Source organism: Saccharopolyspora sp. NPDC050642, from assembly GCF_040654735.1.
GTDB classification, from domain to species: Bacteria; Actinomycetota; Actinomycetes; order Mycobacteriales; family Pseudonocardiaceae; genus Saccharopolyspora; species Saccharopolyspora elongata.
This window is the reverse complement of the sequence record NZ_JBFAIN010000034.1, coordinates 22,285-47,196: the sequence shown is the minus strand read 5'-3', so window position 1 is coordinate 47,196 and position 24,912 is coordinate 22,285. Positions and strand designations below refer to the sequence as shown.

Annotated in this window: 26 protein-coding genes and 1 tRNA gene; 16 read left to right on the top strand and 11 right to left on the bottom strand. The window is 71.4% G+C overall.

From position 1 onward, the window contains the following. Positions 1–138: 138 nt before the first annotated feature. The 4 genes from AB0H93_RS34640 to AB0H93_RS34625 all read left to right on the top strand — a co-directional run bounded on the left by AB0H93_RS34640 (position 139) and on the right by AB0H93_RS34625 (position 4,198). Positions 139–930 carry a DeoR/GlpR family DNA-binding transcription regulator gene (locus AB0H93_RS34640; RefSeq protein WP_358578795.1) on the top strand — a complete coding sequence of 264 codons (792 nt, stop codon included), beginning with the start codon at positions 139–141 and terminating at the stop codon, positions 928–930. After that, positions 927–2,000 carry a galactose-1-phosphate uridylyltransferase gene (gene galT / locus AB0H93_RS34635; RefSeq protein ID WP_358578793.1) on the top strand — a complete coding sequence of 358 codons (1,074 nt, stop codon included), beginning with the start codon at positions 927–929 and terminating at the stop codon, positions 1,998–2,000. Before AB0H93_RS34640 ends, galT begins: the two co-directional genes overlap by 4 nt. A gap of 106 nt (positions 2,001–2,106) precedes the next feature. Then, complete coding sequence (locus AB0H93_RS34630) at positions 2,107–3,441, top strand: trypsin-like peptidase domain-containing protein (RefSeq protein ID WP_358578791.1); 1,335 nt, start codon at positions 2,107–2,109, stop codon at positions 3,439–3,441. A 256-nt stretch (positions 3,442–3,697) separates the two neighbouring features. Further along, on the top strand, positions 3,698–4,198 hold the full coding sequence (locus tag AB0H93_RS34625; RefSeq protein WP_132492910.1) for a MogA/MoaB family molybdenum cofactor biosynthesis protein: 501 nt from the start codon (positions 3,698–3,700) through the stop codon (positions 4,196–4,198). 72 nt (positions 4,199–4,270) lie between these two features. Here AB0H93_RS34625 and AB0H93_RS34620 read toward each other — a convergent pair whose 3' ends face one another. Continuing rightward, entirely contained in the window at positions 4,271–4,549 is a 279-nt protein-coding gene (locus tag AB0H93_RS34620; RefSeq protein ID WP_132492908.1) for an antitoxin, read from the bottom strand. 149 nt (positions 4,550–4,698) lie between these two features. On the opposite strand from AB0H93_RS34620, the gene AB0H93_RS34615 reads away from it, so the two are divergent. Next, positions 4,699–4,884: a hypothetical protein gene (locus tag AB0H93_RS34615; RefSeq protein ID WP_358578788.1), complete on the top strand. Its 186-nt coding sequence runs from the start codon at positions 4,699–4,701 to the stop codon at positions 4,882–4,884. Between the two features lie 14 nt (positions 4,885–4,898). Here the strand turns inward: AB0H93_RS34615 and mscL are convergent, their stop codons facing one another. The 4 genes from mscL to AB0H93_RS34595 all read right to left on the bottom strand — a co-directional run bounded on the left by mscL (position 4,899) and on the right by AB0H93_RS34595 (position 7,354). Further along, a complete protein-coding gene (gene mscL / locus AB0H93_RS34610; RefSeq protein ID WP_358578786.1) occupies positions 4,899–5,363 on the bottom strand; it encodes a large conductance mechanosensitive channel protein MscL in 465 nt (154 codons plus the stop codon). Between the two features lie 123 nt (positions 5,364–5,486). After that, positions 5,487–6,137, bottom strand: a complete 651-nt coding sequence (locus AB0H93_RS34605; RefSeq protein ID WP_358578784.1) for an SAF domain-containing protein — start codon at positions 6,135–6,137, stop codon at positions 5,487–5,489. Between the two features lie 214 nt (positions 6,138–6,351). Further along, a complete protein-coding gene (locus tag AB0H93_RS34600; RefSeq protein WP_132492900.1) occupies positions 6,352–6,660 on the bottom strand; it encodes an FmdB family zinc ribbon protein in 309 nt (102 codons plus the stop codon). Positions 6,661–6,757: 97 nt separating this feature from the next. Next, positions 6,758–7,354, bottom strand: coding sequence for a 5-formyltetrahydrofolate cyclo-ligase (locus tag AB0H93_RS34595; protein WP_358578781.1), 597 nt, complete (start codon positions 7,352–7,354; stop codon positions 6,758–6,760). Between the two features lie 37 nt (positions 7,355–7,391). Here AB0H93_RS34595 and AB0H93_RS34590 point away from each other — a divergent pair, with 37 nt between their 5' ends. From AB0H93_RS34590 to AB0H93_RS34570, 5 genes are all read left to right on the top strand, one after another. Next, positions 7,392–8,294, top strand: coding sequence for a UTP--glucose-1-phosphate uridylyltransferase (locus tag AB0H93_RS34590; protein ID WP_358578779.1), 903 nt, complete (start codon positions 7,392–7,394; stop codon positions 8,292–8,294). Positions 8,295–8,340: 46 nt separating this feature from the next. Beyond that, complete coding sequence (gene glp / locus AB0H93_RS34585) at positions 8,341–9,561, top strand: gephyrin-like molybdotransferase Glp (RefSeq protein ID WP_358578777.1); 1,221 nt, start codon at positions 8,341–8,343, stop codon at positions 9,559–9,561. Between the two features lie 7 nt (positions 9,562–9,568). Then, positions 9,569–10,234, top strand: a complete 666-nt coding sequence (locus AB0H93_RS34580) for a GNAT family protein (protein ID WP_358578775.1) — start codon at positions 9,569–9,571, stop codon at positions 10,232–10,234. Positions 10,235–10,504: 270 nt separating this feature from the next. Further along, the gene (gene glpR / locus AB0H93_RS34575; protein ID WP_358578772.1) at positions 10,505–11,281 is read left to right on the top strand and encodes a gephyrin-like molybdotransferase receptor GlpR; all 777 of its coding nucleotides are present in this window, start codon (positions 10,505–10,507) and stop codon (positions 11,279–11,281) included. 73 nt (positions 11,282–11,354) lie between these two features. Next, positions 11,355–11,427 (top strand) — tRNA-Ala (locus AB0H93_RS34570). A gap of 699 nt (positions 11,428–12,126) precedes the next feature. Here AB0H93_RS34570 and AB0H93_RS34565 read toward each other — a convergent pair. Both AB0H93_RS34565 and AB0H93_RS34560 read right to left on the bottom strand, forming a co-directional pair. Further along, positions 12,127–13,554: an MFS transporter gene (locus tag AB0H93_RS34565; protein ID WP_358578770.1), complete on the bottom strand. Its 1,428-nt coding sequence runs from the start codon at positions 13,552–13,554 to the stop codon at positions 12,127–12,129. A 22-nt stretch (positions 13,555–13,576) separates the two neighbouring features. Continuing rightward, complete coding sequence (locus tag AB0H93_RS34560) at positions 13,577–14,356, bottom strand: SDR family NAD(P)-dependent oxidoreductase (RefSeq protein ID WP_358578768.1); 780 nt, start codon at positions 14,354–14,356, stop codon at positions 13,577–13,579. Positions 14,357–14,510: 154 nt separating this feature from the next. Between AB0H93_RS34560 and AB0H93_RS34555 the strand changes: the two genes are divergently transcribed. Next, on the top strand, positions 14,511–15,098 hold the full coding sequence (locus tag AB0H93_RS34555; protein ID WP_358578766.1) for a CGNR zinc finger domain-containing protein: 588 nt from the start codon (positions 14,511–14,513) through the stop codon (positions 15,096–15,098). Between the two features lie 543 nt (positions 15,099–15,641). Here the strand turns inward: AB0H93_RS34555 and AB0H93_RS34550 are convergent. After that, positions 15,642–15,845: a helix-turn-helix transcriptional regulator gene (locus AB0H93_RS34550; protein ID WP_358578884.1), complete on the bottom strand. Its 204-nt coding sequence runs from the start codon at positions 15,843–15,845 to the stop codon at positions 15,642–15,644. A 416-nt stretch (positions 15,846–16,261) separates the two neighbouring features. On the opposite strand from AB0H93_RS34550, the gene AB0H93_RS34545 reads away from it, so the two are divergent. Next, complete coding sequence (locus AB0H93_RS34545; RefSeq protein WP_358578764.1) at positions 16,262–17,116, top strand: fused MFS/spermidine synthase; 855 nt, start codon at positions 16,262–16,264, stop codon at positions 17,114–17,116. 173 nt (positions 17,117–17,289) lie between these two features. Then, positions 17,290–18,657 carry an L-lysine 6-transaminase gene (gene lat / locus AB0H93_RS34540; protein WP_358578762.1) on the top strand — a complete coding sequence of 456 codons (1,368 nt, stop codon included), beginning with the start codon at positions 17,290–17,292 and terminating at the stop codon, positions 18,655–18,657. A gap of 135 nt (positions 18,658–18,792) precedes the next feature. On the opposite strand, the gene AB0H93_RS34535 is transcribed toward lat, so the two are convergent. Both AB0H93_RS34535 and AB0H93_RS34530 read right to left on the bottom strand, forming a co-directional pair. Further along, complete coding sequence (locus AB0H93_RS34535; protein WP_358578760.1) at positions 18,793–19,389, bottom strand: response regulator transcription factor; 597 nt, start codon at positions 19,387–19,389, stop codon at positions 18,793–18,795. Next, positions 19,386–20,579, bottom strand: coding sequence for a histidine kinase (locus AB0H93_RS34530; RefSeq protein ID WP_358578758.1), 1,194 nt, complete (start codon positions 20,577–20,579; stop codon positions 19,386–19,388). The genes AB0H93_RS34535 and AB0H93_RS34530 overlap by 4 nt, the downstream gene beginning before the upstream one ends. 140 nt (positions 20,580–20,719) lie before the next feature. Here AB0H93_RS34530 and AB0H93_RS34525 point away from each other — a divergent pair, with 140 nt between their 5' ends. Together AB0H93_RS34525 and AB0H93_RS34520 are read left to right on the top strand one after the other, a co-directional pair. Then, a complete protein-coding gene (locus tag AB0H93_RS34525) occupies positions 20,720–21,613 on the top strand; it encodes an ABC transporter ATP-binding protein (protein WP_358578756.1) in 894 nt (297 codons plus the stop codon). Further along, positions 21,610–22,329, top strand: coding sequence for an ABC transporter permease (locus AB0H93_RS34520; RefSeq protein ID WP_358578754.1), 720 nt, complete (start codon positions 21,610–21,612; stop codon positions 22,327–22,329). Before AB0H93_RS34525 ends, AB0H93_RS34520 begins: the two co-directional genes overlap by 4 nt. A gap of 80 nt (positions 22,330–22,409) precedes the next feature. Here AB0H93_RS34520 and AB0H93_RS34515 read toward each other — a convergent pair whose 3' ends face one another. Then, positions 22,410–23,864, bottom strand: a complete 1,455-nt coding sequence (locus tag AB0H93_RS34515) for a phospholipid carrier-dependent glycosyltransferase (protein WP_358578881.1) — start codon at positions 23,862–23,864, stop codon at positions 22,410–22,412. Between the two features lie 203 nt (positions 23,865–24,067). Here AB0H93_RS34515 and rsmI point away from each other — a divergent pair, with 203 nt between their 5' ends. After that, positions 24,068–24,904 carry a 16S rRNA (cytidine(1402)-2'-O)-methyltransferase gene (rsmI, locus tag AB0H93_RS34510; protein WP_358578752.1) on the top strand — a complete coding sequence of 279 codons (837 nt, stop codon included), beginning with the start codon at positions 24,068–24,070 and terminating at the stop codon, positions 24,902–24,904. Positions 24,905–24,912 lie beyond the last annotated feature (8 nt).

Sequence of the window (24,912 nt, the reverse complement as noted above, 5' to 3'; positions counted from 1 at the left end):
GCCGGTAGCCCGGTCGGGTAGTGTTGGTTCTTGTTTGCTTGGGCTGCGCAGGTGTGCTCGTGAGTGATCGTTCCGGAAGAACCGGAACGATCACTCACTAGCCCGCGCGGCCGTTCGACGGTCTGAGGGGACGGTGCTGTGCTCGCGCGGCAACGCCAGGAAGTGATCCTCGACGAGGTGCGGCGCACCGGAGCGGTGCAGGTCGGCGAGCTGGTGCTGCGGCTCGGCGTGTCGGACATGACGATCCGCCGCGATCTCGACGCGCTCGCCCGGCGCGGTCTGGTGGAGAAGGTCTACGGCGGCGCCACCTCGACGATCGGCCGCAGCACTGATGAGCCGGGCTTCGAGGCCAAGTCGGTGCGCCAGCTCGCCGAGAAGGAGGCGATCGCGCGGCTGGCCGCCGAGCAGGTCCGGCCGGGCACCGCGATCGGCCTGTCCGCAGGCACGACCACCTGGACGCTCGCGCGCCACCTCGACGATGTCGCCGACCTGACGGTGGTGACCAACTCGGTGCGGGTCGCCGACGCCCTGCAGCAGCGCGGCCGCACCGACCGCACCGTGGTGCTCACCGGCGGCGTCCGCACCCCGTCGGATGCGCTGGTCGGGCCGGTCGCCGTGCAGGCGCTGCGCTCCCTGCACCTGGACCTGGTGTTCCTCGGGGTGCACGGGATGGCGCCGCGGGCCGGCTTCACCACCCCGAACCTCAACGAGAGCGAGACCAACCGGGCGCTGGCCGAGGCGGCCGGGCGGCTGATCGTGGTCGCCGACAGCGCCAAGTGGTCGACCGTCGGGATCTCCACGATCGTCGACTTCGACGAGGTCGATCTGCTGATCAGCGACCAGGGGCTGCCGGCCGACGCGCGCGAGCTGCTGGCCGAGCACGTCGAACTCCTGCTGGCCGATCAGCGGGGTGTGGAGGAGGAGCGGTGAAGCGGACGGCGCGACGCCTGGCCGACGGGCGGGAGATCATCTACTTCGACGCCGACCCGGCGCGGGAGCGGCTGGCCGAGGACACCCGGGCGCTGCCGCCGCAGGCCCCGGCTTCGGAGATGCGGCGTGACCCGCTGACCGGCGAGTGGGTGGCGATCGCCGCGCACCGGCAGGCGCGGACCTACAAGCCGCCGGCCGAGCTCTGCCCGCTGTGCCCGAGCGTGCCCGGACGGCCCACCGAGATCCCGGAACCGGACTACGACGTCGTCGTCTTCGAGAACCAGTTCCCGTCGTTCGCGCAAGGCATTCCCGGCGATGAGTCCACTGTGGATGGAATGCCGATGGTGCCGGTCGCGCCCGCGCGGGGCCGCTGCGAGGTGGTGTGCTTCACCGCCGACCACGACTCGTCGTTCGGCGCGCTCAGCCCGGCCCGGGTGCGCACCGTGGTGGACGTCTGGGCGGACCGCACCGCCGCGCTGGCCGAAACGCCCGGCGTGGAGCAGGTGTTCTGCTTCGAGAACCGCGGCGAGGAGATCGGCGTCACGCTGCACCACCCGCACGGCCAGATCTACGGCTATCCGTTCGTGACGCCCAAGACGGAGAAGATGCTGCAGGTCGCCGAGAAGTACCTGGCGCAGCACGGGCGGCACGTGCAGGGCGACGTGCTCGCCGCCGAGCGCGCCGCGGGCGAGCGGGTGGTCGTCGACTCCGAGCACTGGACCGCGTTCGTGCCGGCGGCCGCGCGGTGGCCGGTCGAGGTGCACCTCGTGCCGCGCCGCCAGGTGCCGGACATCGTCGCGCTCTCCGACGCCGAGCGCGACGACTTCGCCGTGACGTACCTGGACGTCCTGCGCCGCCTCGACGGCCTCTACGACCGCCCGCTGCCCTACATCGCGGCCTGGCACCAGGCGCCGGTGCGCACCGGCCGGGAGCTTTCGTGGCTGCACCTGGAGGTCTTCTCGGTGCTGCGCTCGGCGGACAAGCTGAAGTACCTCGCGGGCTCGGAATCCGGCATGGGCGTGTGGATCAACGACGTCACGCCGGAGCAGATCGCTGCCCGGCTGCGGTGAGCGCGGCCCCTCGACCAGTCGCAAATCACAGTTCCCCGACCGGTTTTCAGGCTGTCGCACAGCCTAGTCTCAGGCACTTCTCAGCCGTCTGGAGCAGAGTGGAGTCATGACCGATCACCCCCCGGGCTACTCCGGCGATCAGCCGGACGAACCGAAGCCGCAGGCGGACGGGCCCGTCGCGGGCACCGGCGACACGCCACCTGCCGGGGTTCCGCAGCAGCCCTACCAACAGCCGCAGCAAACGCACGCCCAGGCCGCGCAGCAGCCCCAGCACGCCGCGCAGCCGCCGCATGCGACGCAGCAGTTCCCGCACGCGCAGCCCTGGCCGTCCGGCGGCTACACCGCCGCCGCCCCGGTGCCGCAGCAGCGGAACAGGCACGTCGGGCTGATCGCGGGCGCAGCGGTCCTCGCGCTGGTGGCGGGCCTCGTCGGCGGTGGCATCGGCGGGTTCGTCGGGTACCAGCTCGGCGGTGACAAGGGCGCCGTGACGTCGCTGGACCAGTCGCGTCCGGCGCGCAGCGCCAGCACCGCACCGGCGGGCTCGGTGCAGCAGGTCGCGGAGAAGGTGCTGCCCAGCGTCGTCCAGCTGCAGCTGGTGACCGCGCGCGGCGGCGGCGAGGGCTCCGGGATCGTGATCAGCAGCGACGGCTACATCCTCACCAACAACCACGTCGTCGAGGGCGGCCAGAACGGCCGGCTCACGGCGCTGTTCCACGACAACCGCTCCGCGCCGGTGCGGATCGTCGGCACCGACCCGAAGTCGGACCTCGCGGTGGTGAAGGCCGACATCACCGGCCTCACCGCGGCCGATCTCGGCCGCAGCGACGACCTGCCGGTCGGCGCGCCGGTCGTGGCCATCGGCTCGCCGTTCGGCCTCTCCGGCACCGTGACCAGCGGCATCGTCAGCGCCAAGGACCGCCCGGTGCGAGCGGGTGGCGAGTCGGGCAGCCAGGACACCGTGCTCAACGCCCTGCAGACCGACGCCGCGATCAACCCCGGCAACTCCGGCGGCCCGCTGGTGGACATGGACGGCAACGTGGTGGGCATCAACTCCGCGATCTACAGCCCGGGGTCGAGCCAGGAGAAGGCCGGCTCGGTCGGGCTGGGCTTCGCGATCCCGATCGACCAGGCCAAGCGGATCTCCACCGAGCTGAAGGACACCGGCTCGGCCACCCAGACCACGCTGGGAGTGGTGATCACCAACTCGCAGCAGCAGGCGGGCGCGCAGGTCCGCGACGTCACCCCGGGCGGGCCCGCCGAGCAGGCCGGGATCCGGTCCGGCGACGTCATCACGAGGATCGGCGACCGGGCGGTCCTGGACACCGACTCGCTGATCGCCGCGGTCCGCTCGCACGCGCCCGGTGATCGGCTGCCGATCACCGTCACCGGCCCGGGCGGGGACCGGACCGTGGACGCCACCCTGGCCGGTCAGAAGGGGTGATCCGAACGCGCGGCCGCTCGTCGGCCGCGTTCCGCGTCGACCGTGCCGGGTCCGCTCTGCCCCCACCGGGCGGCTCGGCGCGGTCGGCGGCGCAGGCTTCGCAAAACGGTCGAAAACCGCTCGGGGGCATTGCAGAACTGGGAGGAACATGTCCGACGAAACAGGCACCGTGGTTCCGCGGCGGGCCGTGCGAATGGTCGATCTCACCGGCTCGTTGGATCTGAACGGGGCACTCCTTGGCACTACGGTTACCGGCATGGAACGCAGCGCGCAGCGGTTGGGCCGGGCCCTCGTCGTCGTGGTGGACGACCGGGTCGCCCAGGGCGAGCAGGAAGACAACATCGGTCCGCTGGTGACCGAGTTGCTGGAGGAAGCCGGTTTCATCGTCGACGGCACCGTCGCGGTGGCCGGGGAAACAGTGGACATCCGCAACGCGCTGAACACCGCGGTGATCGGCGGGGTCGACGTGGTGATCACGGTCGGCGGCACCGGGGTGTCGCCGCGGGACGTCACGCCGGATGCGACGGCGGGCGTGCTGGACCGCCCGATCCCGGGCATCGCGGAGGCGCTGCGGGCCTCCGGCCTGGCGGCGGGCGCGGTCGAGGCGGGCGTGTCGCGCGGCCTGGTCGGGGTCTCCGGCAGCACGCTGGTGGTGAACCTGGCAGGTTCCCGGGCCTCGGTCCGGGACGGCATGGCCACCCTGACGCCCCTGGTGACCCACGTGATCGAACAACTCTCGGGCCTGGAAACGGCCTGACCAGGGTGAGAACGGCGGTGGCGGCTCCCGCTGGGGCCGCCACCGTCGTGTTTCACGGGCTTTTCGTTCGGGTCAGGGGGTTTTCGGCGGTTCCGCGCCGCCTTCCGGGCCCTTCTCGTCGGGGCCCTTCGGGGGCTGGCCGTCCGGGTGGTGGTCCCGCTTGATCATGCCCTCGACCTTGTGGCTGACGTTCTCGATCTTGTCGTGGTACTTCCCGCCGGTGGCCTTGTCCAGGCTCGACTTGGCCGCGTCGAGCCCCTTCGCCGCGCTCGGACCCGCCTTCTCGGCCAGTTCCTCGGCCTTGCCCTTGGCCTGGTTGGCCAGTTCCTTGGCCTTGTCCAGGAAACTCATCTCTCGCCTCCCGTGGCTTCGACACCCGGTGAGCCACGCCTGGCGCCGCTCCCGCAGCCTTGACGTCTAGCAGTCTTAACTGTAACCGACTTCACACCTGCGTCCGGCGGTCCGCACGCGCACTCGCGGCGATGGGGGACGATGGAGGCGTGACCGCGAACGATTCCGGCAAGACCTCCGATCCCGCCGAGCGGGAACGGCGGCGCAAGCTCGCCGAGATCTTCGGCGACGTCCTCCCCGAGACCACCTCCGACGACCGCCCGGACCGGGCCCCCGCGGGCGACGACGAGCGCTGGTACCGGGAGAACCGGCCGCCGCACCACGACGCGCGCTGAGCCCGGCCGCAGGCTCACTTCTGCTGGCCGTTGCCGTTGCCCGAGACGCTCGTCTTCTCGTTCACGGCGAGGCCCTCGATCTTCGGCAGGCCCTGCTCGTGGCGCAGCAGGTCGCGGATCTCCTGCAGCAGCTCCACGTCGGTCGGGTCGGCCGGGTCTTCCTCCTGGCCCTTCTTGCGGCGCTCGGTGAGCTTCTTCATCGGCAGCACGAACAGGAAGTACACGACGGCCGCGGTGATGAAGAACGTGATCACCGCGTTGATCACCGCGGCGAAGTCGATGATCGACGCCTCGTTGCCGTCGCGCAGCTGGATGCTCAGGCCGGTGACGTTGCCGCCCCCGGTGGCAGCGATGAGCGGCTTGATGATGCTGGTGGTGAACGACGTGACCAGCGCGGTGAACGCGCTACCGACGACCACGGCGACGGCCAGTTCGATCACGTTGCCGCGCATCAGGAAGTCCTTGAAGCCCTTGAGCACGCTGGGAGCTCCTCTCTCCAGATCATGGGTGTGTCCGGGCGAACGCCGGTTCGAAAGATGCGACGTTCGGGACCCGGATGGATGACGCGCCGAATCGATAGGGATCGGGCGCGTGACGCGTACTCAGCGGAGGGTAACGGTGACCGATTGGCTCAGGGCGGCCGCGGCGACCGTCGCAGCGGCCTGCTCCGGTAGCCCCACGAAGATGAGTCTGCCCTGGTCCCGATGGCCCTGCGGGGCTTGCACCGCGACGACCCGGACGTCCTCCGCAAGCACCGAAGCATCACCCGATCGAGTGAGGTTTGTGACGAGGTCCACTCGTCTGCCGGGCACCAGGAAGTCCGCCACCTCGGGGTCGGCGAGGCGGATCGGCGCGGCCGCCGTCCCGCCTCCGCCGGAGGCCACCGCGGGGCCGTTGAACCGGGCGTCGGTCAGCGGCTCACCGCTGCGCGCGGCGCTGCCGAGCACCCGGCCCTCGGCGGTGGCGATGTCGCGCAACGCGCCGTCCGGCACCAGGTCGGCGGGCAGCTCGCGGCGCGCCACGTCCGCCTTTGACAGGACCCGGCCGGGCGGCAGATCGCGGGCGGCGACGAGAACCGCGACGCGTGACTCCGGCGGTCCGTGACGTGGCTGCACGGCCAGTCCGGCGGCGAGCAGCAGTAGCGCCACGGCGGCCGCCCTGCGCAAGGCGTGCAGGCGAAAGCCCGGCCGACCAAGGAAAAGCGCGCCGATGCGGTGCGGCACTGTCGAGTTGAGACGGTCCTTCGGTGCCATGATCCACTCCTCGCTCGCGGCGGTCGACGAACTCCGAAGTTAGGGAGTCGCCGGCCCGGGCGGGAGGGGGAAGCGGAAATCTGTGGACAAACCGGTCCTCTGTGGACAACTCGGCTCACCCGGACGGATTGCTCCCGCGGCGGAGGGGATCACCCTGCGCGCACACGAAAATCGCCGACCGCGGTGACTGCGGTCGGCGAACCGGAGGCGGGGATCAGGAAGCGGCGGCCGTGGTGGTCGAGGAGCTGCTGCTCGAAGACGACGAGCTCGACTCGGAGGACTTGCTGCTGCTCGACGACGAGGAGGACGACGAGCCGTTGCTCGTGGTCGAGGACGACGAGTTCGACGACCGGTTGTCGGTGCGGTAGAAGCCCGAGCCCTTGAACACGATGCCCACGGCGTTGAACAGCTTGCGGAGCCGGCCGGTGCACTTCGGGCACTCGCTGAGGGAGTCCTCGCTGAACGACTGCACCGCCTCGAACCGGTGATCACATTCGGTGCAGGCGTACTGGTAAGTGGGCACGGCCGTGAACCTCCGACATCTCGTCCTGGCACTCGAACTGCAGGAGTGCTAATACGATAATGCGTCACGTTGGGTGCCCAGCGCAAACACTCCTATGTCACATGGGTAGCGCCACGATCCCACGACCGGGTGTCAGCACGCCCGTCATCCGCACGTCGTGCGGTTCCCCGGGCAGTTCGGCGACGAATTCCTCGTCCCGGACGACGCCGATACGCGGCGCGTTCGGCGCGGCCAACGGCAGCGACCGGTCGTAGTGACCGGCGCCACGCCCCAGCCGAACGCCCCGGTGGTCCACGCCCAGCGCGGGCACCAGCAGCGCGTCGGCCTCGCCGATCGCGGCCGGGCCCAACCGCTCGCCTGCCGGTTCCAGCAGGCCGAAACCCGCAGGTCGCAGCGAATCCGGGCCGGTGAACTCCGCCCACTCCAGCGGCCCGTTGCGGACCACGACCGGCAGCAGGACGCGCAGCCCGGCGTCGCGCAGCGCGTCGAGCGTGCCGGGCGCCCCCGGCTCGCCGCCCACCGGGACGTACGCCGTGACGGTCCGCGCCTGCTGTCCGTCCAGCCAGCGCAGCAGCGCCTCCTGCAGCGCCGTGGCCTCGGACGATCGAGCGTCCTCGGCGACGTTCCGGCGCGCTTGGAGCAACGCGCGGCGCCACTCGGACTTGGTAGTAAGCGATTCGTCCAGTGAGCTCACAAGTCCACTCTAGGGCTGCCCGATAGGCTCCCTGGCCATGAGCAGCCCGACGAGCACGCCCAAAGCGTTCCGGACCGCCATCGTGCCCGCAGCCGGTCTGGGAACCCGGTTCCTGCCGACGACGAAGGCGGTGCCGAAGGAGTTGCTCCCGGTCGTCGACACCCCCGGGATCGAGCTGGTGGCTGCCGAGGCCGCCGAAGCCGGTGCGCAACGCCTGGTCATCGTGACCTCGCCGGAGAAGCGGGCGGTCGCCGAGTACTTCCGGCCGCAACCCGAGCTGGAGCAGACCCTGAAGGACCGCGGCAAGGACGAGTTGCTGGCGAAGGTCCGCCGCGGGCCGGCGCTGATCGCCGCGGAGACCGCGGTGCAGGAGCGGGCCCTCGGCCTCGGCCACGCAGTGGGCTGCGCGGAACCGAACCTGACCGATGACGACGACGCGGTCGCGGTGCTGCTGCCCGACGACCTCGTGCTGCCGCGCGGCGTGCTCACGCGGATGGCCGAGGTGCGCGCCCGCTTCGGCGGCAGCGTGCTGTGCGCGTTCGACGTGCCGCGCGAGCAGATCTCCGCCTACGGCATCTTCGACGTCACCGACACCGATGAAGACGATGTCAAGCAGGTCCGCGGCATGGTCGAGAAGCCGGCGCCCGACGAGGCCCCGTCCACCTTCGCCGCCGCCGGTCGCTACCTGCTGGACCGCGCGGTCTTCGACGCGCTCAAGCGCATCGAGCCAGGTGCCGGAGGCGAGCTCCAGCTCACCGATGCCGTAGCGTTGTTGATCTCCGAAGGACACCCGGTGCACGTGGTGGTTCATCGCGGTGGGCGACACGACTTGGGAAATCCTGGCGGTTTCCTCAAAGCTGCGGTGGACTTCGCGCTGGAGGATCCAGAGTACGGGCCGGACTTGCGAGACTGGCTCGTCGAACGGATGAGCAGGAGCTAACACGCTGCGCCAGGCCACGGCTCGGGCACGTGGGAAGAGGTCAGCCATGAGGTCAGTGGACGAGCAGCTCGCACGCGTACTCACGGCGGCCGTCCGGCCCGCGCCCGTCCGGGTCGCGATCTCCGAGGCGCAGGGCCTGCTGTGCGCCGAAGAGGTCGTCGCCGAGCAGGCGCTGCCCGGATTCGACCAGGCCGCGGTCGACGGTTACGCGGTGCGCAGCGTCGACGTGCAGACGGCCGACGAGTCGACCGTGCTGCCGGTCGTCGGGGAGATCCCGGTCGGGTCGCGGCAGCCGCGCAGGTTGCAGCCGGGGCAGGCGGTGCGGGTGGTCACCGGTGCGCCGCTGCCGACGCTGGCCGACGCGGTGGTGCCGCTGGAGTACACCGACGAGCACCCGGCGAAGGTCACGGTGCGGCAGGCGGTGCCATCGGCGGCGTTCGTCCGCCGCACCGGCGAGGACGTGCAGACCGGTGACGTGGCGGTGCGCCGCGGCGCACCGATCGGCGCGGCGCAGGTCGGGCTGCTGGCGGCGGTGGGCCGCAACAAGGTGCTGGTGCACCCGCGGCCGCGGGTGTCGGTGATCTCGGTCGGCGACGAGCTGGTGGACGTCGACCGCACGCCCGGGCAGGGCCAGGTCTACGACGTCAACTCCTACGCGCTGGCCGCCGCCGCGCGCGACGCCGGCGCCGAGGTGACCCGCGTCGGCATCGTCAACAGCGACCCGCGCCGGCTGCGCGAGGTCGTCGAAGGGCGGCTGCTGCTGTCCGAGATCGTCGTGATCGCAGGCGGCGCGGGTGGCGCGGCGGGCAACGAGGTCCGGGCGGCCCTGGCCGACCTGGGCGAGCTCGACGCGACCCGGGTGGCCATGCAGCCCGGCTCGGTGCAGGGCTTCGGCCGGCTCGGCCCGGACGAGATCCCGACCTTCGTGCTGCCCAGCAACCCGGTGAGCGCGCTGGTCGTCTTCGAGGTGCTCGTGCGGCCGTTGATCCGCGCCGCGCTCGGCAAGATCAACCCGCACCGCCGCACCGTGTCCGCCGAGCTGCTCACCCCGATCGGCTCCGCGAAGGGGCGTCGCGGCTTCCTCCGCGGCCAGCTGCTGCGCGACCCGAAGAACGGCTCCTACCTGGTGCAACCGCTGGGGACCTCGGGCTCGCACCTGCTGGCGTCGCTGGCCGAGGCGAACTGCCTGGTGGTGGTCGACGAGGACACCACCGAAGTCGCGGCGGGCGAAGACGTGCAGGTCCGGTTCCTCTCGCAGCGCGCGTGAGCCACCGATGCAGCCCGCCGACGCCGATGGGTTCCCGATCGGCCGCCACCCCGGCTGGCCGGCGCGCCTCGGCCCGCTGATCACCGCGCGGGGCGCCGTCGCGCTGCGCCCGCCCCGGCTGCGCGACGGCTCCGCCTGGAGCCGGATCAGGCTGCAGGACCGTGTCTACCTGCAGGAATGGGAGCCCACCGCGGTCGGCGGCTGGCAGGAGCGGAACGCGCGGATGGCCTGGCCCGCGCAGTGGAGCGCGCTGCGCGGCATGGCCCGCCGCGGCCAGGCGCTGCCGTTCAGCATCACCGTCGACGGCGATTTCGCCGGCCAGCTGACCGTCGGCAACATCGTCCGCGGCGCACTGCGCTCCGGGTGGATCGGCTACTGGGTGGCCGCGCGGCTGGCCGGCGGCGGGATCGCCACGGCTGCCGTCGCGCTGGCGGTGGACCACTGCTTCGGCGCGGTCGGACTGCACCGGCTGGAGGCCACGGTGCGGCCCGAGAACCAGCGGAGCGTGCGGGTCCTGGAGAAGTCCGGCTTCCGCCGCGAAGGGCTGTTCCACCGGTACCTGGACGTGGCGGGCGCCTGGCGGGACCACTACGTGTACGCCCTGACCATCGAGGAGATCCCCGGCGGCGCGGTGCACCGGCTGATCGAGTCCGGCGGCGCGAGACGGCCCTGAACGCCGAGATCTTGATCACGCACCGTCACCGCGGAACCCGCGATCATCGGCCGAAATTGGTCCGAACGGACGCAAGATCGTAGTCATTCGGCGGTGCGGAAGCCGACACGCCGGTGTCGATGTTGCCGCTGGCTGCTCTGAACGTGCGGTTTTCTTGTCCCTGGGGAACCACTGTGACTCGGCGTGGCTCCGAGACAGAAGTGGCTGATGTGATTAGCGTGGCGATCGCAGACTTGTGTGCTGCCGGTGGCCAGGGGGAGGTGGCGAGGCATGCCCAGCTCGTTGATCTTCGCTGCACTGGCGGCGGCGTGGCTGGTGGTACTGGTTCCGATGTTCGCCCGCCGTCGCCAAGAAGTGTCCAAGACCACCGATTCCGCGCTCGCCGCACGAGTTGTGCGACGAGGCAGCGGGCGGCGACCGGCGACGCCCGGAGCCGCGACAACCGACGAGGTGGAGGAGGCTTTCGGGATGCCTGACACCGACCGGGACGAGGCCCTCGAAGAGATCGAAGAGCACGAGGCCGACGGCTCGTGGCGACGCGTGCACAGCGACGACGTCCGGGCCGGGCGCCGGTACCGCCCCGGCCGCGGTGGCTTCGATCCGGAAGCCGCCGCGCTGGCCGCGCGCGTGAAGTACGCCCGTCGGCAGCGCATCGTGCTCGTCATGCTGCTGCTGGCCGTGACGACCGCGCTGCTGGCCGCCATGGTGTGGCCGGTCCTGTGGTGGGTGCACGGCATCACCGACCTGTCGACCGTGGGCTACCTCACGTACCTGCGCCGCCAGGTCCGCATCGAAGAGGACGTCCGCAGCCGGCGGCTGGCCCGGATGAGCGGTGAGCACGGCGAGTACGACGGGTACGACGACGCCGAGATCGACGACCAGCTCGTCGACGAGTACGACGAGGACGACGACCGCGAAGACGGCCGCCCCGCGGACCGTCGGCCGGACTCGAGCGCCGTGCGCGTGGAGATCGACGACGAGGACCCCATGTTCGATGAGCTGGACGAACGCACCTGGGAGCCCTACCGGCGAGCCTCCGGCGAGTAGGCCTCGACCCCTTAGAGGGGGGTGCTGCGAAGGCTGTTTCGGGCCTTGCTAAGCTTTCGTCAGCACTCAACAAGGGGCTGTAGCGCAGTTGGTAGCGCGTCTCGTTCGCATCGAGAAGGTCAGGGGTTCGATTCCCCTCAGCTCCACGCAATAGAAGGCTCGTGCTCGCGGAGAGCACGAGCCTTTTGCGTTCCGCGTAACACTGGGGGGCCGAGCCCCCCAAACCCCCCACGGTGCGGTGGATTCTTCGCGTCGGCTCCTTGCGGTGGGGAGCGTTCCCGGCCTGCTCACCTACCAGCCGTCCGATGTCGACTCCGAGACTTGCTGGGCTGCGGCCGATTGTTCGTGGTGTGGTGGGGATCCTGCGGAGGAGGGTCTCCGCGTTGAGGCGATGGCTCTTGTCGGCACCGCGACGGAGTTCGCGTTCGAGAACGTCGTGAAACTCCGGGATCTTCGGGCGCTGCGCCTCAACGGCATCGAGGCGAGCCTCGACTTCTCCTTGCTGCGAGCTGGAAGCGGCGAACTCGACGGCCTCGCCGCCCTGCGCGGCTATCCGGCCGTGCTTCGCTACGGAAACCCTGCGCTGCGATGTCCGACTGGTTGGGAGAACGCACCGGCCTGTACTTCATCCTGCCCTGCGCAACGGCTACGTCGAGTCGTTCAACGGCCGCGTCCGCGACGAATCCTCAACATTTCTGGGCACTGGCAGTCCGGTCTCCCGCGGGACGGTGCCGCCGACCACCTCGCCTGGTTCGGCCTTTCCAACCGAGGTACGAGAAGGGCGACAGGGGCGAATTGCCCGCGGTTGCGGGAGATCAAGCGTCGCTGAGGCGGCACCCCGGCACTCATCTCCGCCGCAGGGTGAGCAGGCTGAGCGCGATCGCCGCGACGTACGCGGCCGCGGCGACGGTGAATGCGAATCCGTAGCCGTCGGCCGTCGCGACGGCGGCGTCGGTTCCGCCGCTGGTCAGTCGGCTGGTGTGGGCGCCGGCGATCGAGACCAGCAGGGCGAACCCGATCGTCGGCCCGCCCTCCATGGCCGTGTTGAGCACCCCGCCGGCCAGCCCGGCCTGCTCGTCGGGCACGTCGTTCATCGCGGCCGCGGTCGCCGCCGAGAAGATCAGCGCGGCGCCCACGGGGAAGACGACGAGCCCGGCCAGGAGGGTGCCGACGTACGGCGAGGCGACGTCGAGCCGCCCCAGCAGGGCCAGCCCCGCCGCGCCGCCCGCGAATCCGATGGCGGTCATGCGGCGCGCGCCCGCGGTCACCGCCAGCCATCCGGCGAACAGGCCCGTGGCGAACATCGCGATCCCGTAGGGCAGGAACGCGATGCTCGTCATCAACGGCGAGAACGCCTGCTGCTGCTGGAAGTACAGCGGCAGGAAATAGGTCGTGGTGAACGTGCCCGACGAAGCCAGCATCACCCCGAGCAGTCCCATCAACCGCTTGCGGGAGCGGAAGAACGACAGCGGAACCAGGGGATGCTCGGCGCGCGCCGCCCACAACGCGAACGAGCCGAGCGCGACCAGACCGGCCAGCAGCGGGACGAGCACGCCCGCGGCCGCCCACCCCTGCTCCGCCGCTTCGACGAGCCCGTAGCAAACGCCGCACAATCCGGCCGTGACCAGCGCTGCGCCGAGCACGTCCACCCGGATTCGGCGCGTTGCCGGGGCGGGCGGCATGACGCGCGGCAGCAGCACGAGCACGAGCGCGACCACCGCCGCGGGCACGACGAAGGCCCATCGCCAGGACACCCAGTTCGCCACGACGCCGGACAGCAGGATGCCGGACGTGGCCCCGACGACGGGCAATCCGCCCCAGATCGCGATCGCCCTCGCGCGGCGCTGCGGATCCCGGAACACGATGCCGGCCAGGGCCATCGCCGCGGGAGCCGTCAGCGCCGCGCCGATGCCCTGCCCGAAGCGGGCCAGCAGCATCACCGCGAAGCTCGTCGCCGCGGCGTTGGCCACCGACGCCAGCCCGAACGCGACCATGCCGACGACGAGCGCGCGGCGGAGCCCGAGCAGATCGGCCAGCCGGCCGCTGAGCAGCAGCAGCCCGCAGAACGACACCGCGTAGGCGTTGTTCGCCAGCGCCAGTTCGGCCCGGTCGAGGCCCAGGTCGCGCTGGATCGCGGGCAGCAGCACCGAGATCAGCGTCATCGCGGCGATGAGGGTGATCTGCACGGTGCCGAACACGGCGAAGGACACCCCGGGGCGCCGCTGCCAGAGCGGGAGGTGCGCTGCCGCGGGTGCCGCGATGTCCTGCTGCACCAGGTTCTCCTTCGTGATCGCGTCAGGCTTCCTTGAGCATTCCGCAGTCCAGGACGATGTCCGAGCCGTTCATGTTGGGCACCCGGCCGGAGGCGAGCAGGACGACGAGCGTGGCGATCTCCTCGGGCTCGGCCAACCGCCCGGTGTTCAGGCCGGTGGCCTGCGGCACCTGGGCCAGGAACTCCTCGTGGCTGACGCCCAGGCTCTTGGCCAGGCCCCCGGCCATTTCGTCGGGGGAAGTCCAGACCGCGGTGCGGGTCGGCCCCGGCGAGATCGTGTTCACCCGCACGCCCCGCTCGCCGAATTCCTCGGACAGGGCCTTGCCGAAGTTGACGAGCGCGGCCTTGGCGGCGGAGTAGTCGATCAGGCGCGGCAGCGCGAGCCGGGCGTTGACCGATCCGATGTTGACCACCGCGCCGCGGCGCTCGATCAGGCTCGGCAGCGCCGCGCGGGTGGTGCGGACGGCGCTGAAGAAGTTCAGCTCGAAGGCCTGCTGCCAGTCCTCATCGCTGATCGCCAGGAATCCGTCGGTCCGCCCGGGCGACCCGCCGACGTTGTTCACCAGCAGGTCGACGCCGCCGAGCTCGGCTAACGCCCACTCCGCGAACTCGGCGTTCTGCTCCGCCGACGTCAGGTCGGTCCGGCGGACGAGGGGCGTGGCTTCCAGCAGTGCGTCGCTGGTGGTGCGGGAGCCCGCCGCGACCCGCACCCCTTCCGCGGTCAGAGCTTGGACGACGGCCAGTCCGATTCCCCTGCTGGCGCCCGTGACCAGCGCCGTCTTACCCGCGAGCTTGAACTCCATGCCATTCCTTCCGAACGGTGAATACACCAGTGAATGATTACACTAGTGCACGCGAATGAAGGCTGTCCATCGCACAGGTGCGCGCCGCGACGGGCGCCGTCGAGGGGAGGTGCGGCGGCTAGGATCGACCGACCAGCGGGAATGGAGGGACGCCGTGAGCACGCATGCGTTCGAGGACTGGTCCGTCCACCGCGGCGCTCCGGCCGAGGTCGCGCTCGCGGTGGACTTCGCGAACACCGTCGACCAGCGGGACTTCGGCCGGTTCACCCCGCAGGAGTCCCTCGTCACCGCCGGCGACCTCGCCGACTGGCTGCGGGACCGCGGCTTCGCCGTGGACGCGTGCTCCGAGAAGGACTTCGCGCGGGCTTTGGCCCTGCGTTCGGCGATCCGCGAGATCGCCGCCTCCCACCAGCCCGGCGTTGCCGTCCGGGGTGACGGGCCGGACCTGTCGGCCGCGCTCGACTTCCCGCTGCGGCCCCGCCTCGACGAGACGGGCGCGGTCCGGCTGCGGGCCGTCGAGGACGGCGTGCGCGGGGCGCTGGCGGACATCGCCTCGGCGATCGTGATCGCCGAGGCAGAAGGTTCCTGGTGCCGGGTCAAGATGTGCTCGGCGCCCGACTGCCGCATCGTGTTCTACGACGGCGCCAAGGCCCGCAACAGCAGGTGGTGCGCCACGGCGGGCTGCGGGAACCGCATGAAGACCCGGACCTACCGCGCCCGCCGCCGCGCCGACGGCGCTTGACAGCTCGTTCTGCGGACGAGCGCGGTTCACCTCGTCGGGACGCTCCAATGTGGACAGGGTGGATCTCGTTGCGGGCCGCGGCGATCGAGTCGGAGGGGATGGCGGCGGCCCGCGCCGAACCCGACGTCCACCAGCCACGACTCCGGCGCGTCGACCCGGATCACCGTGTGCCCCAGCGCGCGCCGCACCGATTCCGGTGTCGCCAACGATGTTCCGCCGAACTTCGGAATCCGAGGTTGTGCACGCACGTCGACCATCCGATTTGCGCAGGAGGGTGCGCACCGCGACGGCCGCGCCGGCGAGAAATCACCGGATTTCCGGAACGCGGCCGATCGAAGTGCGATCAGGATTCACTCCGACCGCGCCACTGCGGCCTGAATTCAACGTAGGGCCGCCGCAACACCGTGTCCCTGCGGTATTCCGCAGGATTCGGCGAATCTCTCCCGGCGGCGTCCGGAGAATGCGGCGAACCCGCCACTCGACGTTGGGTGGCGGGTTCGGGTGCCGAGGACGGCGGTGCGCCGGGATTGCGTTGCGCGCAGTTCACCGCGGGTTCGAATCTCGTTCCGAAAGGCGGGTCAACGCGTCGGGCAGCTGCACCCGGCGCGATATTCCCAGCTTGCGGTAGATATTTGTGATGTGAAATTCGACGGTTCGTTGTGCTACCCGCATCTCGCCGGCGATCTCGCGGTTCGACCTGCCGTTGACGATCGACTCGGCGATACGCATTTCATGAGCGGTGAGTATGATGGGACCACCCTTTCCTGTGGAACCCCCACGAGTTGGCCGTCGTGCAATCTACCGCGCCGCGAGGAAAGGAATCCATTGCCGTCGCCACGCGTACCCGAACGGAGCAGCTGACTTTGACGGCATTGCTTCCCAGGGGCGTGTTTCGCGTGTGCATCCGGCTGAATAAATTCGACCGCGGGGCTTATCGGGAATGCGCTGGGCGGTTCCGGTATATGTAGCGAACATTACCGGCGCCGTTTTCGGGAGCCCGGCGGCGGCAGCGTCCCGGGGCGCCGAACAGCGCGGCCGCCGCGCTGCTTCGCCTGGCCGCCCCGCCGTCGCATCCCGGGCTCGATGGCGCCGGGTGTCGTCGTGGCGGGGCTAGGATCGAGGTGCTGCTTCCGGCCGGCGGGTTCAGCCGAGGGGAGGCTTCCGTGGGGACGCGCGAACGGGTTGAGGCGGCCGTCCGGTTCGGTGTCGCCGAGCTGATCCCCGATCGCCTCCGGGCCGGCGGGTGGACCGTTTCCGTCGACGGCGTCTCCCAGTCCTATGTGGATCTCGATGATCCGGCCCACCTGAAGATGCCCTACACGGACTGGATCGCGCAGGCGATCGACCGGCACTGGCCGCCGGGTGCCGTGTCGGCGCTGTTCGTCGGCGGCGGTGGTTTCGCGTTGCCCCGCTACCTCGCCGCGACGCGGCCCGGCTCGGAGCAGCTCGTGTTCGAGCTCGACGGGAAGCTGGTCGAGCTGGTGCGCGAGCACCTCGGCCTCGACGAGGTGCCGGGCCTGGAGGTTCAGGTGCAGGACGGCCGGGCCGGCGTCGAAGGTGCGCTGGACGGCAGTGCCGACCTCGTCGTGCTGGACGCCTTCCAAGGCGGGGACGTCGTCACCGGGCTGGCCACCGTCGAGTTCTTCGCCGAGGTCTCCCGGGTGCTGCGGCCCGGCGGATTGTTCGCGGCGAACCTGTGGGATGCCGCCGAACTCGGTTTCGCCCTGCGCGCGATCGCCGCGGCCTGCGAGGTGTTCCCGCACGTGCTGGTCTTCGCCCACCCCCGCGTGCTGGCGCGGCGTCAGTCCGGCAACGTCGTCGTCGTCGCTTCGACGCGCCGCCTCCCGGCGGCGGAACTGGCCGACTGGGCGGTCTCGGCACCGGAGCGGGTCTACTGCCTGACGCCGGAACGGCTGGCCGACGTGTGCGGAACCGCCGCGCCGCTGACCGAGGCCGATCCGCTGCTCGACCCAGTGCCGCCCGTTCGCGGCTGGTGGTCCGGCTCCCGCCTCGCCTGACCGTTCGAGTTCACCCAGCAGTGGTTCACGGCCCACGCATGCCGCAGCGAAAGAAAATCTTTCTCCGAAGCGCAGTCTTTACTGAAGGATGTTGCTTCGCTGTGGAATCCTGATGTAATTCTTATTGACAAGTGATGCTCGACACCGCACCACACGGCGCCGGGAGGCCGAACATGACCGCTCAGCACGAGACCGTTCGCGACGTCGTACCGACCGAAGTCCCGAGCCAGCGACACGCGGCGACCGACGTCGTCGCGGCGCTGAAAGCGCACGTCACCGGCGACCTGATGGACATCGTCGTGGACCTCGACGCCGGCGACGGGTGCCGGCTCCGCGACGCCCGCGACGGCACCGAGTACCTCGACATGACGATGTTCTTCAGCTCCGCGCCGCTCGGGCACGGCCACCCCGGCCTGCGCACGTCCGAGTTCGAGGCGGACCTGGTGCGCGTCGGGCGCGTCAAGCCGTCCAACCCGGACTTCGCCACCGCCGAGCAGGCCCGCTTCGCCGAGACCTTCCGCCGCGTGGTCGGCGTCCCCGAGCTGCCGCTGCTGTTCTTCATCGACGGCGGCACCCTCGCGGTGGAGAACGCGCTGAAGGTCGCCTTCGACTGGAAGACCAAGGTCAACGCGCGCAACGGGATCGCGGTGCGCGGCAGCCGCGTGCTGCACCTGGAGCGGGCCTTCCACGGCCGCAGCGGCTACACGCTCTCGCTGACCAACACCGATCCGTCGAAGATCCGCGACTACCCGATGTTCGACTGGCCGCGCATCCCCAGCCCCGCGATCGAGCCGGGCGAGCGGTGGGACAGCGCCGAGCTGCTGCCGGAGGAGACGATCGCGCTCGACGCCGCCCGCGCCGCGCTGCGCCGGTACGGCAGCGAGATCGCGTGCTTCGTGTACGAGCCGATCCAGGGCGAGGGCGGCGACCGGCACCTGCGGCCGCAGTTCCTGCAGGCGGTGCAGGAGCTCTGCCGGGAGCACGACGTCCTCACCGTCGCCGACGAGGTGCAGACCGGCGCGCTGACCGGGCGGGCCTGGGCGCACGAGGCGCTCGGGCTGGAGCCGGACCTGGTCGCCTTCGGCAAGCGCCTGCAGGTGTGCGGGGTGATGGGCGGGCGCCGCGTGCTGGAGGTCGCCGACAACGCCTTCCGCGAGGCCAGCCGGATCAGCTCCACCTGGGGCGGTTCGCTGGTCGACATGGTCCGCGCGACCAGGATCCTGGAGGTCGTCGAGCGCGAGGGCCTGTTCGAGCACAGCAGGCAGATGGGCGAGCTGCTGCTGGGCGAGCTCCGCGACCTGGCGGCGGAATTCCCGTCGGTGATCCGCGACCCGCGCGGCCGCGGCCTGATGTGCGCGATCACCTTCCGCGACCCGGCCAAGCGCGACCGCGCGCTGGCGATCGCCCGCGACAGCTACCGCACGCTGTTCCTGCCGTCGGGACCGGACGCGCTGCGCTGCCGTCCGCCGCTCTCGGTCCGGCCGGAGGAGATCGTCGACGCGGTGGCCGCGCTCCGGAAGACCCTGGCCGACTTGGCCTGAGAGGGCGGGACCCGCGCGTGGTCGTTCCCAGCCGGGGCGACCGCGCGCGGCTTCATTCACTTCAGGCGCCGCCGTTTTCGCGCGAAATCGCCGCCCACTCCTCACGTCGAGGGCCGTTTTCGCGCGAAAGCGACCTCAGATCCAGCCCTCTTCCCAGGCGCGGCGGGCAGCTTCGTGCCGGGTTTCGACGCCGAGCTTGGTCATCGCCGCCGACAGGTAGTTGCGGACCGTGCCGGGCGCCAGGTGCACCGCCGCCGCGATGGTGGCGATCGTGCCGCCCTGCAGGGTGTGCCCGAGCAGTTCGAGTTCCCGGTCGGTGAGCGGGCAGGCGCCGCCGGTCAGCGCGCTGGCCGCGATCTCCGGGTCGATGTAGCGGGCGCCGGCGTGCACGTCGCGCAGGATCACGGCCAGCCGGGACGCGGGCGTGGTCTTGGGCACGAAGCCGCGGATGCCCGCGGCGAGCGCCCGCTTCAGCACCCCGGGGCGGGCGTGCCGGGTGACCAGCACGATCGGGAGCTGCCCGTCGAGGCGCTGCGCGGCCTGCACGCCGTCGAGCTCCGGCATCTCCAGGTCGAAGACCGCGATGTCCGGCGCGTGCTCGCGGACCGCCCGGAGCGCTTCCGACCCGTTGCTGCACTGGGCGACCACTTCCAGGTCCGGCTCCAGGTCGAGCAGCGCGGCGAGCGCGCCCCGGATCAGGTCCTCGTCGTCGGCCAGCACCACTCGGATCACGAAGTCCTCCCGGGTTCGTCGGCGGAACCGCGCAGCTCGAACCGGTCCGCCACCCGGTTCGCGTCGACCCGCCCGCCCAGTGTGCCGAACCGCTGGCGCAGCCCGTCGATGCCGGACCCGGCGTCGCCGTTGGGCGGGTTCGGGCGGTCGTTGCACAGCACGACCTGCGTGCGCGGGCCGTCGACGGCGATGACGAGTTCGCAGTTCTCGGCGCGCGAATGCCGGAGGATGTTGGTGGTGCCTTCGCGCACCAGCGCGCCGAAGAGCGGTTGCAGCGGCGGTGGAACCGTCGCCGCGTCACCGCGCACCGTGGTCCGGACGCCGGCGGCCTCCAGGATTTCGCGCGCGTTGTCGAGTTCCGTGATCAGGTTGCTGCGCCGGTAGCCCTGCACGACCTCGCGGGTGTCCTTCAGCGCGGTCCGCGCGAGCTCGGCCACTTCGGCGGCCTGGGCGCGCGCCCGGTCGTCGTCGGCGCCGACCAGGCGCTCGGCCAGCTCCGCCTTCAACGCGATCGCCTGCAGGTGGTGGCCCTGGATGTCGTGCAGATCGGCGGCGAACCGGAGACGTTCCTTGGCGACGGCGAGCTCGGCGCTGACGGCGCGGGCCCGGTCCAGCTCCAGCACGATGTCCCAGAACCAGACGGCGGCGAAGACCAGCGAGATCACCGCGGCCACGGTGACCACGGCGGTGAAGCCGGTGAGGACGGCGAGCATCGGGTGCGGCATCCGCGGCAGGGCCGCGAGCCCGGCGACCGTGCTGATCAGCAACGTGGCCGCGACGGCCAGCTGCCAGCGGAACCGGTGCGGGCCGGCCGCGATGTGCGCCGCGGCGAGCCCGCTGACCAGCACCGACCAGATCACCCCGCCGCCGTCCTGGCTCAGCGCGTACGCCATGGCGGCGAGGGAGAGCACGAAGACCACACCGTGCAGGACCGGGCGCGACGTGCCCTGGCCGAGACCGCGCATCAGGCTGATCGACAGGATCGTGCCGTCCACCGCGATCGCGACCAGGACCAGCGCCAGGACGACGATCTCGGGAGTGCCGTAGAAGCCCTGCCGCGCGCCGGCCACGAGGTTGAGCACCGGGAACAACGCGTAAATCGGCATCAGCGGCACGAGCGACCACCACGTGTAGCGGCGCAGTCGCACGATGCGGCGCGGGTCGAACTGGACGGGGTCGGGTTCGCTCACCGGTCCAGCATCCTGCATCCGTCCCGCCCCGCTCGCCGATTCCGGCATGACATCAGTCATCAATTTTCCTGACAGGACTCGCGATCGCGGCTGACGGAACGCTCTACCGGCGCGAACGCGATCCGGCGAGCCTTGACGGCATGACGACACCAGTGATCAGCGTCAACGGACTGCGTTGCCGCTACGGCGATTTCGAGGCGGTCCGCGGGATCGACTTCGACGTGCACTCCGGTGAGCTGTTCGCGCTGCTCGGCACCAACGGGGCGGGCAAGACGACGACGCTGGAGACCATCGAGGGGCACCGGGCGCCGACCGCGGGCGCGGTGCGGGTCTTCGGCAAGGACCCGCGGCGGGATCGCTCGGTGCGCCGCCGGACCGGGATCATGTTGCAGGAAGGCGGTTTCGCCAGCGATCTGACGGTCCTCGAAACCGCCCGGCTCGGCGCCGCGCTGACCTCGCGCAAGTCCGATGTGGACGAATCGCTGGCGGCGGTGGGGCTGGCGGCCCGGCGCGCGACGCGGGTGAAGCAGCTCTCCGGCGGCGAGCGGCGCCGGCTGGACCTCGCACTCGCCCTGCTCGGCGATCCGGACCTGCTGTTCCTGGACGAGCCGACCACCGGCATGGACCCGGAATCCCGCCGCGCCACCTGGGAAATGGTGCGCGCCCGCCTCGCGCGGGGCACCACGGTGCTGCTGACCACGCACTACCTGGAGGAGGCCGAACGGCTGGCGCACCGGCTGGCGATCATGCACCAGGGCCGCATCGCGGTGTCCGGCAGGCTGGTCGACGTGCTGGCCTCCCAGCAGGCGCGGATCAGCTTCGACCCCGGCGACCGCGTCGAGCTCCCGCCGCTGGCCGGGACGGCGACGTGGACCGGCACCCGCGTGGAGGTCCGGACCCCGGCCCTGCAGCGCGACCTGCACGCGCTGCTGGCCTGGGCCGACGGGCGCCTGGACCTCGCGGGCCTGCGCGCGCACCAGGCGTCGCTCGAAGACATCTTCCAATCCGTCCGCCAGGAGGTGGCCGTCCCATGAGCACAGCCGTGCTCGCATTGAGCAGCGCCGAGTGGAAGCTGCTGATGCGCAACAAGACCGTGGCGCTCAGCGCGACGCTGATGCCGCTGCTGCTCGGCCTGCTCCTGGGCACCAGCGTGCCCGGCAGCGCCGACCTGCGGGTCTGGTCCGCGACGCTGACCACGCAGCTGCTGGCGGTGCAGGGCCTCACCGTCTACTTCACGGTGACCACCGCGCTGACCAGCCGCCGCGAGGACCTGTACCTGAAGCGGCTGCGCAGCAGCGAGCAGTCGGCCGCGACGATCCTGACCGGGCTGCTGAGCCCGGCGGTCCTGCTCGGGTTCGGCCAGATGATCGTGCTGTTCGGGATTTCGGTGGGCCTGGGCGCGCCGCTGCCGGCGAGCCCGGTCGCGCTGGTGCTCGCGATGATCCCGGGAGTCGCGCTCGCCGTCGCGGCGGGGGCGGCGACGAGCGGCCGGACGTCCACCGCGGAGCAGGCGCAGATCACCACGATGCCATGGCTCATCGTGCTGCTCGGCAGCGCGGTGTGGGCGTCGATGAGCACCTCGCCGACCGTGGTGCTGCTGCCCGGCGGGGCCTTCGGGGACCTGGTGCACCGCGCGATGTCCGGGGTGGACCTGCTGGGCGGGCTTCCGGCGCTCGGCGTGCTGGTGGCCTGGACCGCGGTGCTGGGCCTGCTGGCCCGGACCTGGTTCCGCTGGGAGCCACGCGCCTGATCCTGTTTCCGCTGGTCACGAGCCGTGAGTGTGGTGGGGTGCCAGAGCACCCCAATACGCTCACGGCCTCGTAGCTGCGGTCAGCGCCAGGAGGGGAGCCAGAGCTCGGCCTGCCAGTGCTCCTGGGTGATCGGCTCGCCGTTGAGGATCGGCCACAGCCACACGAAGTTCGCCACCACGAGCCCCACGTACAGCGACACCGCGAGCAGCCCCGTCTGGCGCCGCTCCAGGTGGTCGCGCGCCGTGCCCAGCACCTCGCCCAGCACCAGCACGATGCCCAGCACCAGGAACGGCGCCAGCGGCGTCGCGTAGAAGAAGTACATCTGCCGGTCCAGGTTGGTGAACCACGGCAGGTAGCCCGCGCCGTAGCCGACCAGGACCGCGGCGTAGCGCCAGTCCATCCTGCTGGCCGCCCGCCAGACCGCCCAGCCCGCGACGGGCAGCGCCAGCCACCACATCGCCGGCGTGCCGATCAGCATCGTCGCCCCGACGCAGTTGGACCGGCCGCAGCCCGAGATCCCCGACTCGTAGTAGTAGAGCATCGGGCGCATGCCCATCGGCCACGCCCACGGCTTCGACTCCCACGGGTGCGGGTTCTTCGGCGTGACCAGGTGGGTGTGGAAGTCCAGCACGTTGAGCTGGTAGTACAGCAGCGACCGCAGCGCGTCGGGCAGCGACCCGAAGCCGACGTCGTCGGCGGTGATCACGGCGTGCCGGTCCGTCGCCGTCTCGCTGGCGAACCAGCCCGCCCAGGTCGCGAAGTAGACCAGCAGCGGGATCGCCACCAGCGACCACAGCGCCGGGGCGGTGTCGCGCACCAGCGCCGCCCGCCACGGCCGCCGGACCCCCGCCGCGCGCCGCGCCAGCGCATCCCAGACGACGCTGAGCAGGCCGAACGCCATGATGTAGTAGATGGCGTTCCACTTCACGCCGCAGGCCAGCCCGAGCATCAGCCCGGTGCCGAACCGCCACCAGCGGAACCCCAGCCGAGGGCCCCAGCCGCTCGCGTCCAGCCGGCCCTCGACGCAGACCTGCCACAGACGGCTGCGCACCTGGTCGCGGTCGACCAGCAGGCAGGCGAACGCGGCGAGCAGGAACATCGCCTGGAACACGTCGAGCATCCCGACCCGGGACTGCACGTGGCTGAGCCCGTCGCAGATCAGCAGCACGCCGGCCACCGCGCCGAGCAGCGTGGACCGGGTCATGCGGCGCGCGATGCGCACGACGAGCAGCACCATCACCGTGCCGCAGAGCGCGGCCATGATCCGCCAGCCCCACGGGTTGTAGCCGAAGAGCCACTCGCCGATCGCGATCAGCTGCTTGCCGACCGGCGGATGCGCGACCAGCTCGTAGCCGGGGTTGTCCTCGTAACCGCCGTTGCGCAGCATCTGCCACGCCTGCGGCACGTAGTGCTTCTCGTCGAAGACCGGGGTGCCCTCGTTGGTGGCGCGCCCGAGGTCCCACAGCCGCACGAGGCCCGCGACGACCGTGACCGCGATCGTCACCAGCCAGCCGCGCAGCCGGTCGGTGGGCATCGTCACGTCGAGCAGCGGACGCGGGTCGGTCTCGCCCGGCTGCCGGGCCGGTGGCCTGCGGCCGACGTTGACGAGTTCGTCGGCGCTGCGGCCACCGGGATTGGGGACGAGGACGCTCACAGCCCCCGATCGTAGGAGACCAGCCGCGAACTCGGTGGCCCGCCGCCCCGGGCGGCGCGCCCGCGGAAATACGCTGTGCGGTTATGGACTCCGGCACGCTCCTGCTCGCCGCCACCCCGCTCGGCGACGCCCGCGACGCTTCGGCGCGCCTCGTCGACGCGCTCGGCTCGGCCGACGTCATCGCCGCGGAAGACACCAGGCGGGTGCGCGCGCTCGCCAGCGCGCTGGGCGTCACGCCCGGCGGCAAGGTGGTCAGCTATTACGAGGGCGTGGAAGCGGCGCGCGCGCCGATGCTGCTGGACGCCCTGCGCGAGGGCCGCACGGTGCTGCTGGTCACCGACGCCGGGATGCCCAGCGTGTCCGACCCCGGATACCGGCTGGTGGCGGCCTGCGTCGCCGAACAGCTGCCGGTGACCTGCCTGCCGGGGCCGTCCGCGGTGACCACCGCGCTCGCGGTGTCCGGGCTGCCGTCGGACCGGTTCTGCTTCGAGGGGTTCCCGCCCCGCAAGCAGGGCGAACGCCGCCGCTGGCTCGGCCGGCTGCTCGCCGAGGAACGCACCTGCGTGTTCTTCGAGGCGCCGCACCGGCTCGCCGATACCCTGGCCGACGCCGTCGAGGTGCTCGGCGGCTCGCGGCGAGCGGCGGTCTGCCGCGAGCTGACCAAGACCTACGAGGAGATCCGACGCGACAGCCTCGCGGAGCTCGCCGCCTGGGCCGCCGAAGGCGTGCGCGGCGAGATCACGGTGGTGCTCGGCGGAGCCGAGCCGCCGGCGGCCACCGACCCGGCGGAGCTGGTGGCGCAGGTGGAGGAGCGCGCCGCCGAAGGCGTGCGGCTGAAGGACGCGGTAGCGGAGGTCGCGGAGCTCGCGGGCGTGCGGAAGAAGGAGCTGTACGACGCGGTCCTCGCCGCCCGGCGGTAGAGACCCGG

Bases quoted from the DNA above. Each gene is read 5' to 3' on its own strand.
- AB0H93_RS34630 (WP_358578791.1), top strand. From the start codon at position 2,107: ATGACCGATCACCCCCCGGGCTACTCCGGCGATCAGCCGGACGAACCG.
- AB0H93_RS34625 (WP_132492910.1), top strand. From the start codon at position 3,698: ATGGAACGCAGCGCGCAGCGGTTGGGCCGGGCCCTCGTCGTCGTGGTG.
- AB0H93_RS34620 (WP_132492908.1), bottom strand. From the start codon at position 4,549: ATGAGTTTCCTGGACAAGGCCAAGGAACTGGCCAACCAGGCCAAGGGC.
- AB0H93_RS34605 (WP_358578784.1), bottom strand. From the start codon at position 6,137: ATGGCACCGAAGGACCGTCTCAACTCGACAGTGCCGCACCGCATCGGC.
- AB0H93_RS34590 (WP_358578779.1), top strand. From the start codon at position 7,392: ATGAGCAGCCCGACGAGCACGCCCAAAGCGTTCCGGACCGCCATCGTG.
- glp (WP_358578777.1), top strand. From the start codon at position 8,341: ATGAGGTCAGTGGACGAGCAGCTCGCACGCGTACTCACGGCGGCCGTC.
- AB0H93_RS34580 (WP_358578775.1), top strand. From the start codon at position 9,569: ATGCAGCCCGCCGACGCCGATGGGTTCCCGATCGGCCGCCACCCCGGC.
- glpR (WP_358578772.1), top strand. From the start codon at position 10,505: ATGCCCAGCTCGTTGATCTTCGCTGCACTGGCGGCGGCGTGGCTGGTG.
- AB0H93_RS34560 (WP_358578768.1), bottom strand. From the start codon at position 14,356: ATGGAGTTCAAGCTCGCGGGTAAGACGGCGCTGGTCACGGGCGCCAGC.
- lat (WP_358578762.1), top strand. From the start codon at position 17,290: ATGACCGCTCAGCACGAGACCGTTCGCGACGTCGTACCGACCGAAGTC.
- AB0H93_RS34525 (WP_358578756.1), top strand. From the start codon at position 20,720: ATGACGACACCAGTGATCAGCGTCAACGGACTGCGTTGCCGCTACGGC.
- AB0H93_RS34520 (WP_358578754.1), top strand. From the start codon at position 21,610: ATGAGCACAGCCGTGCTCGCATTGAGCAGCGCCGAGTGGAAGCTGCTG.
- AB0H93_RS34515 (WP_358578881.1), bottom strand. From the start codon at position 23,864: ATGCCCACCGACCGGCTGCGCGGCTGGCTGGTGACGATCGCGGTCACG.
- rsmI (WP_358578752.1), top strand. From the start codon at position 24,068: ATGGACTCCGGCACGCTCCTGCTCGCCGCCACCCCGCTCGGCGACGCC.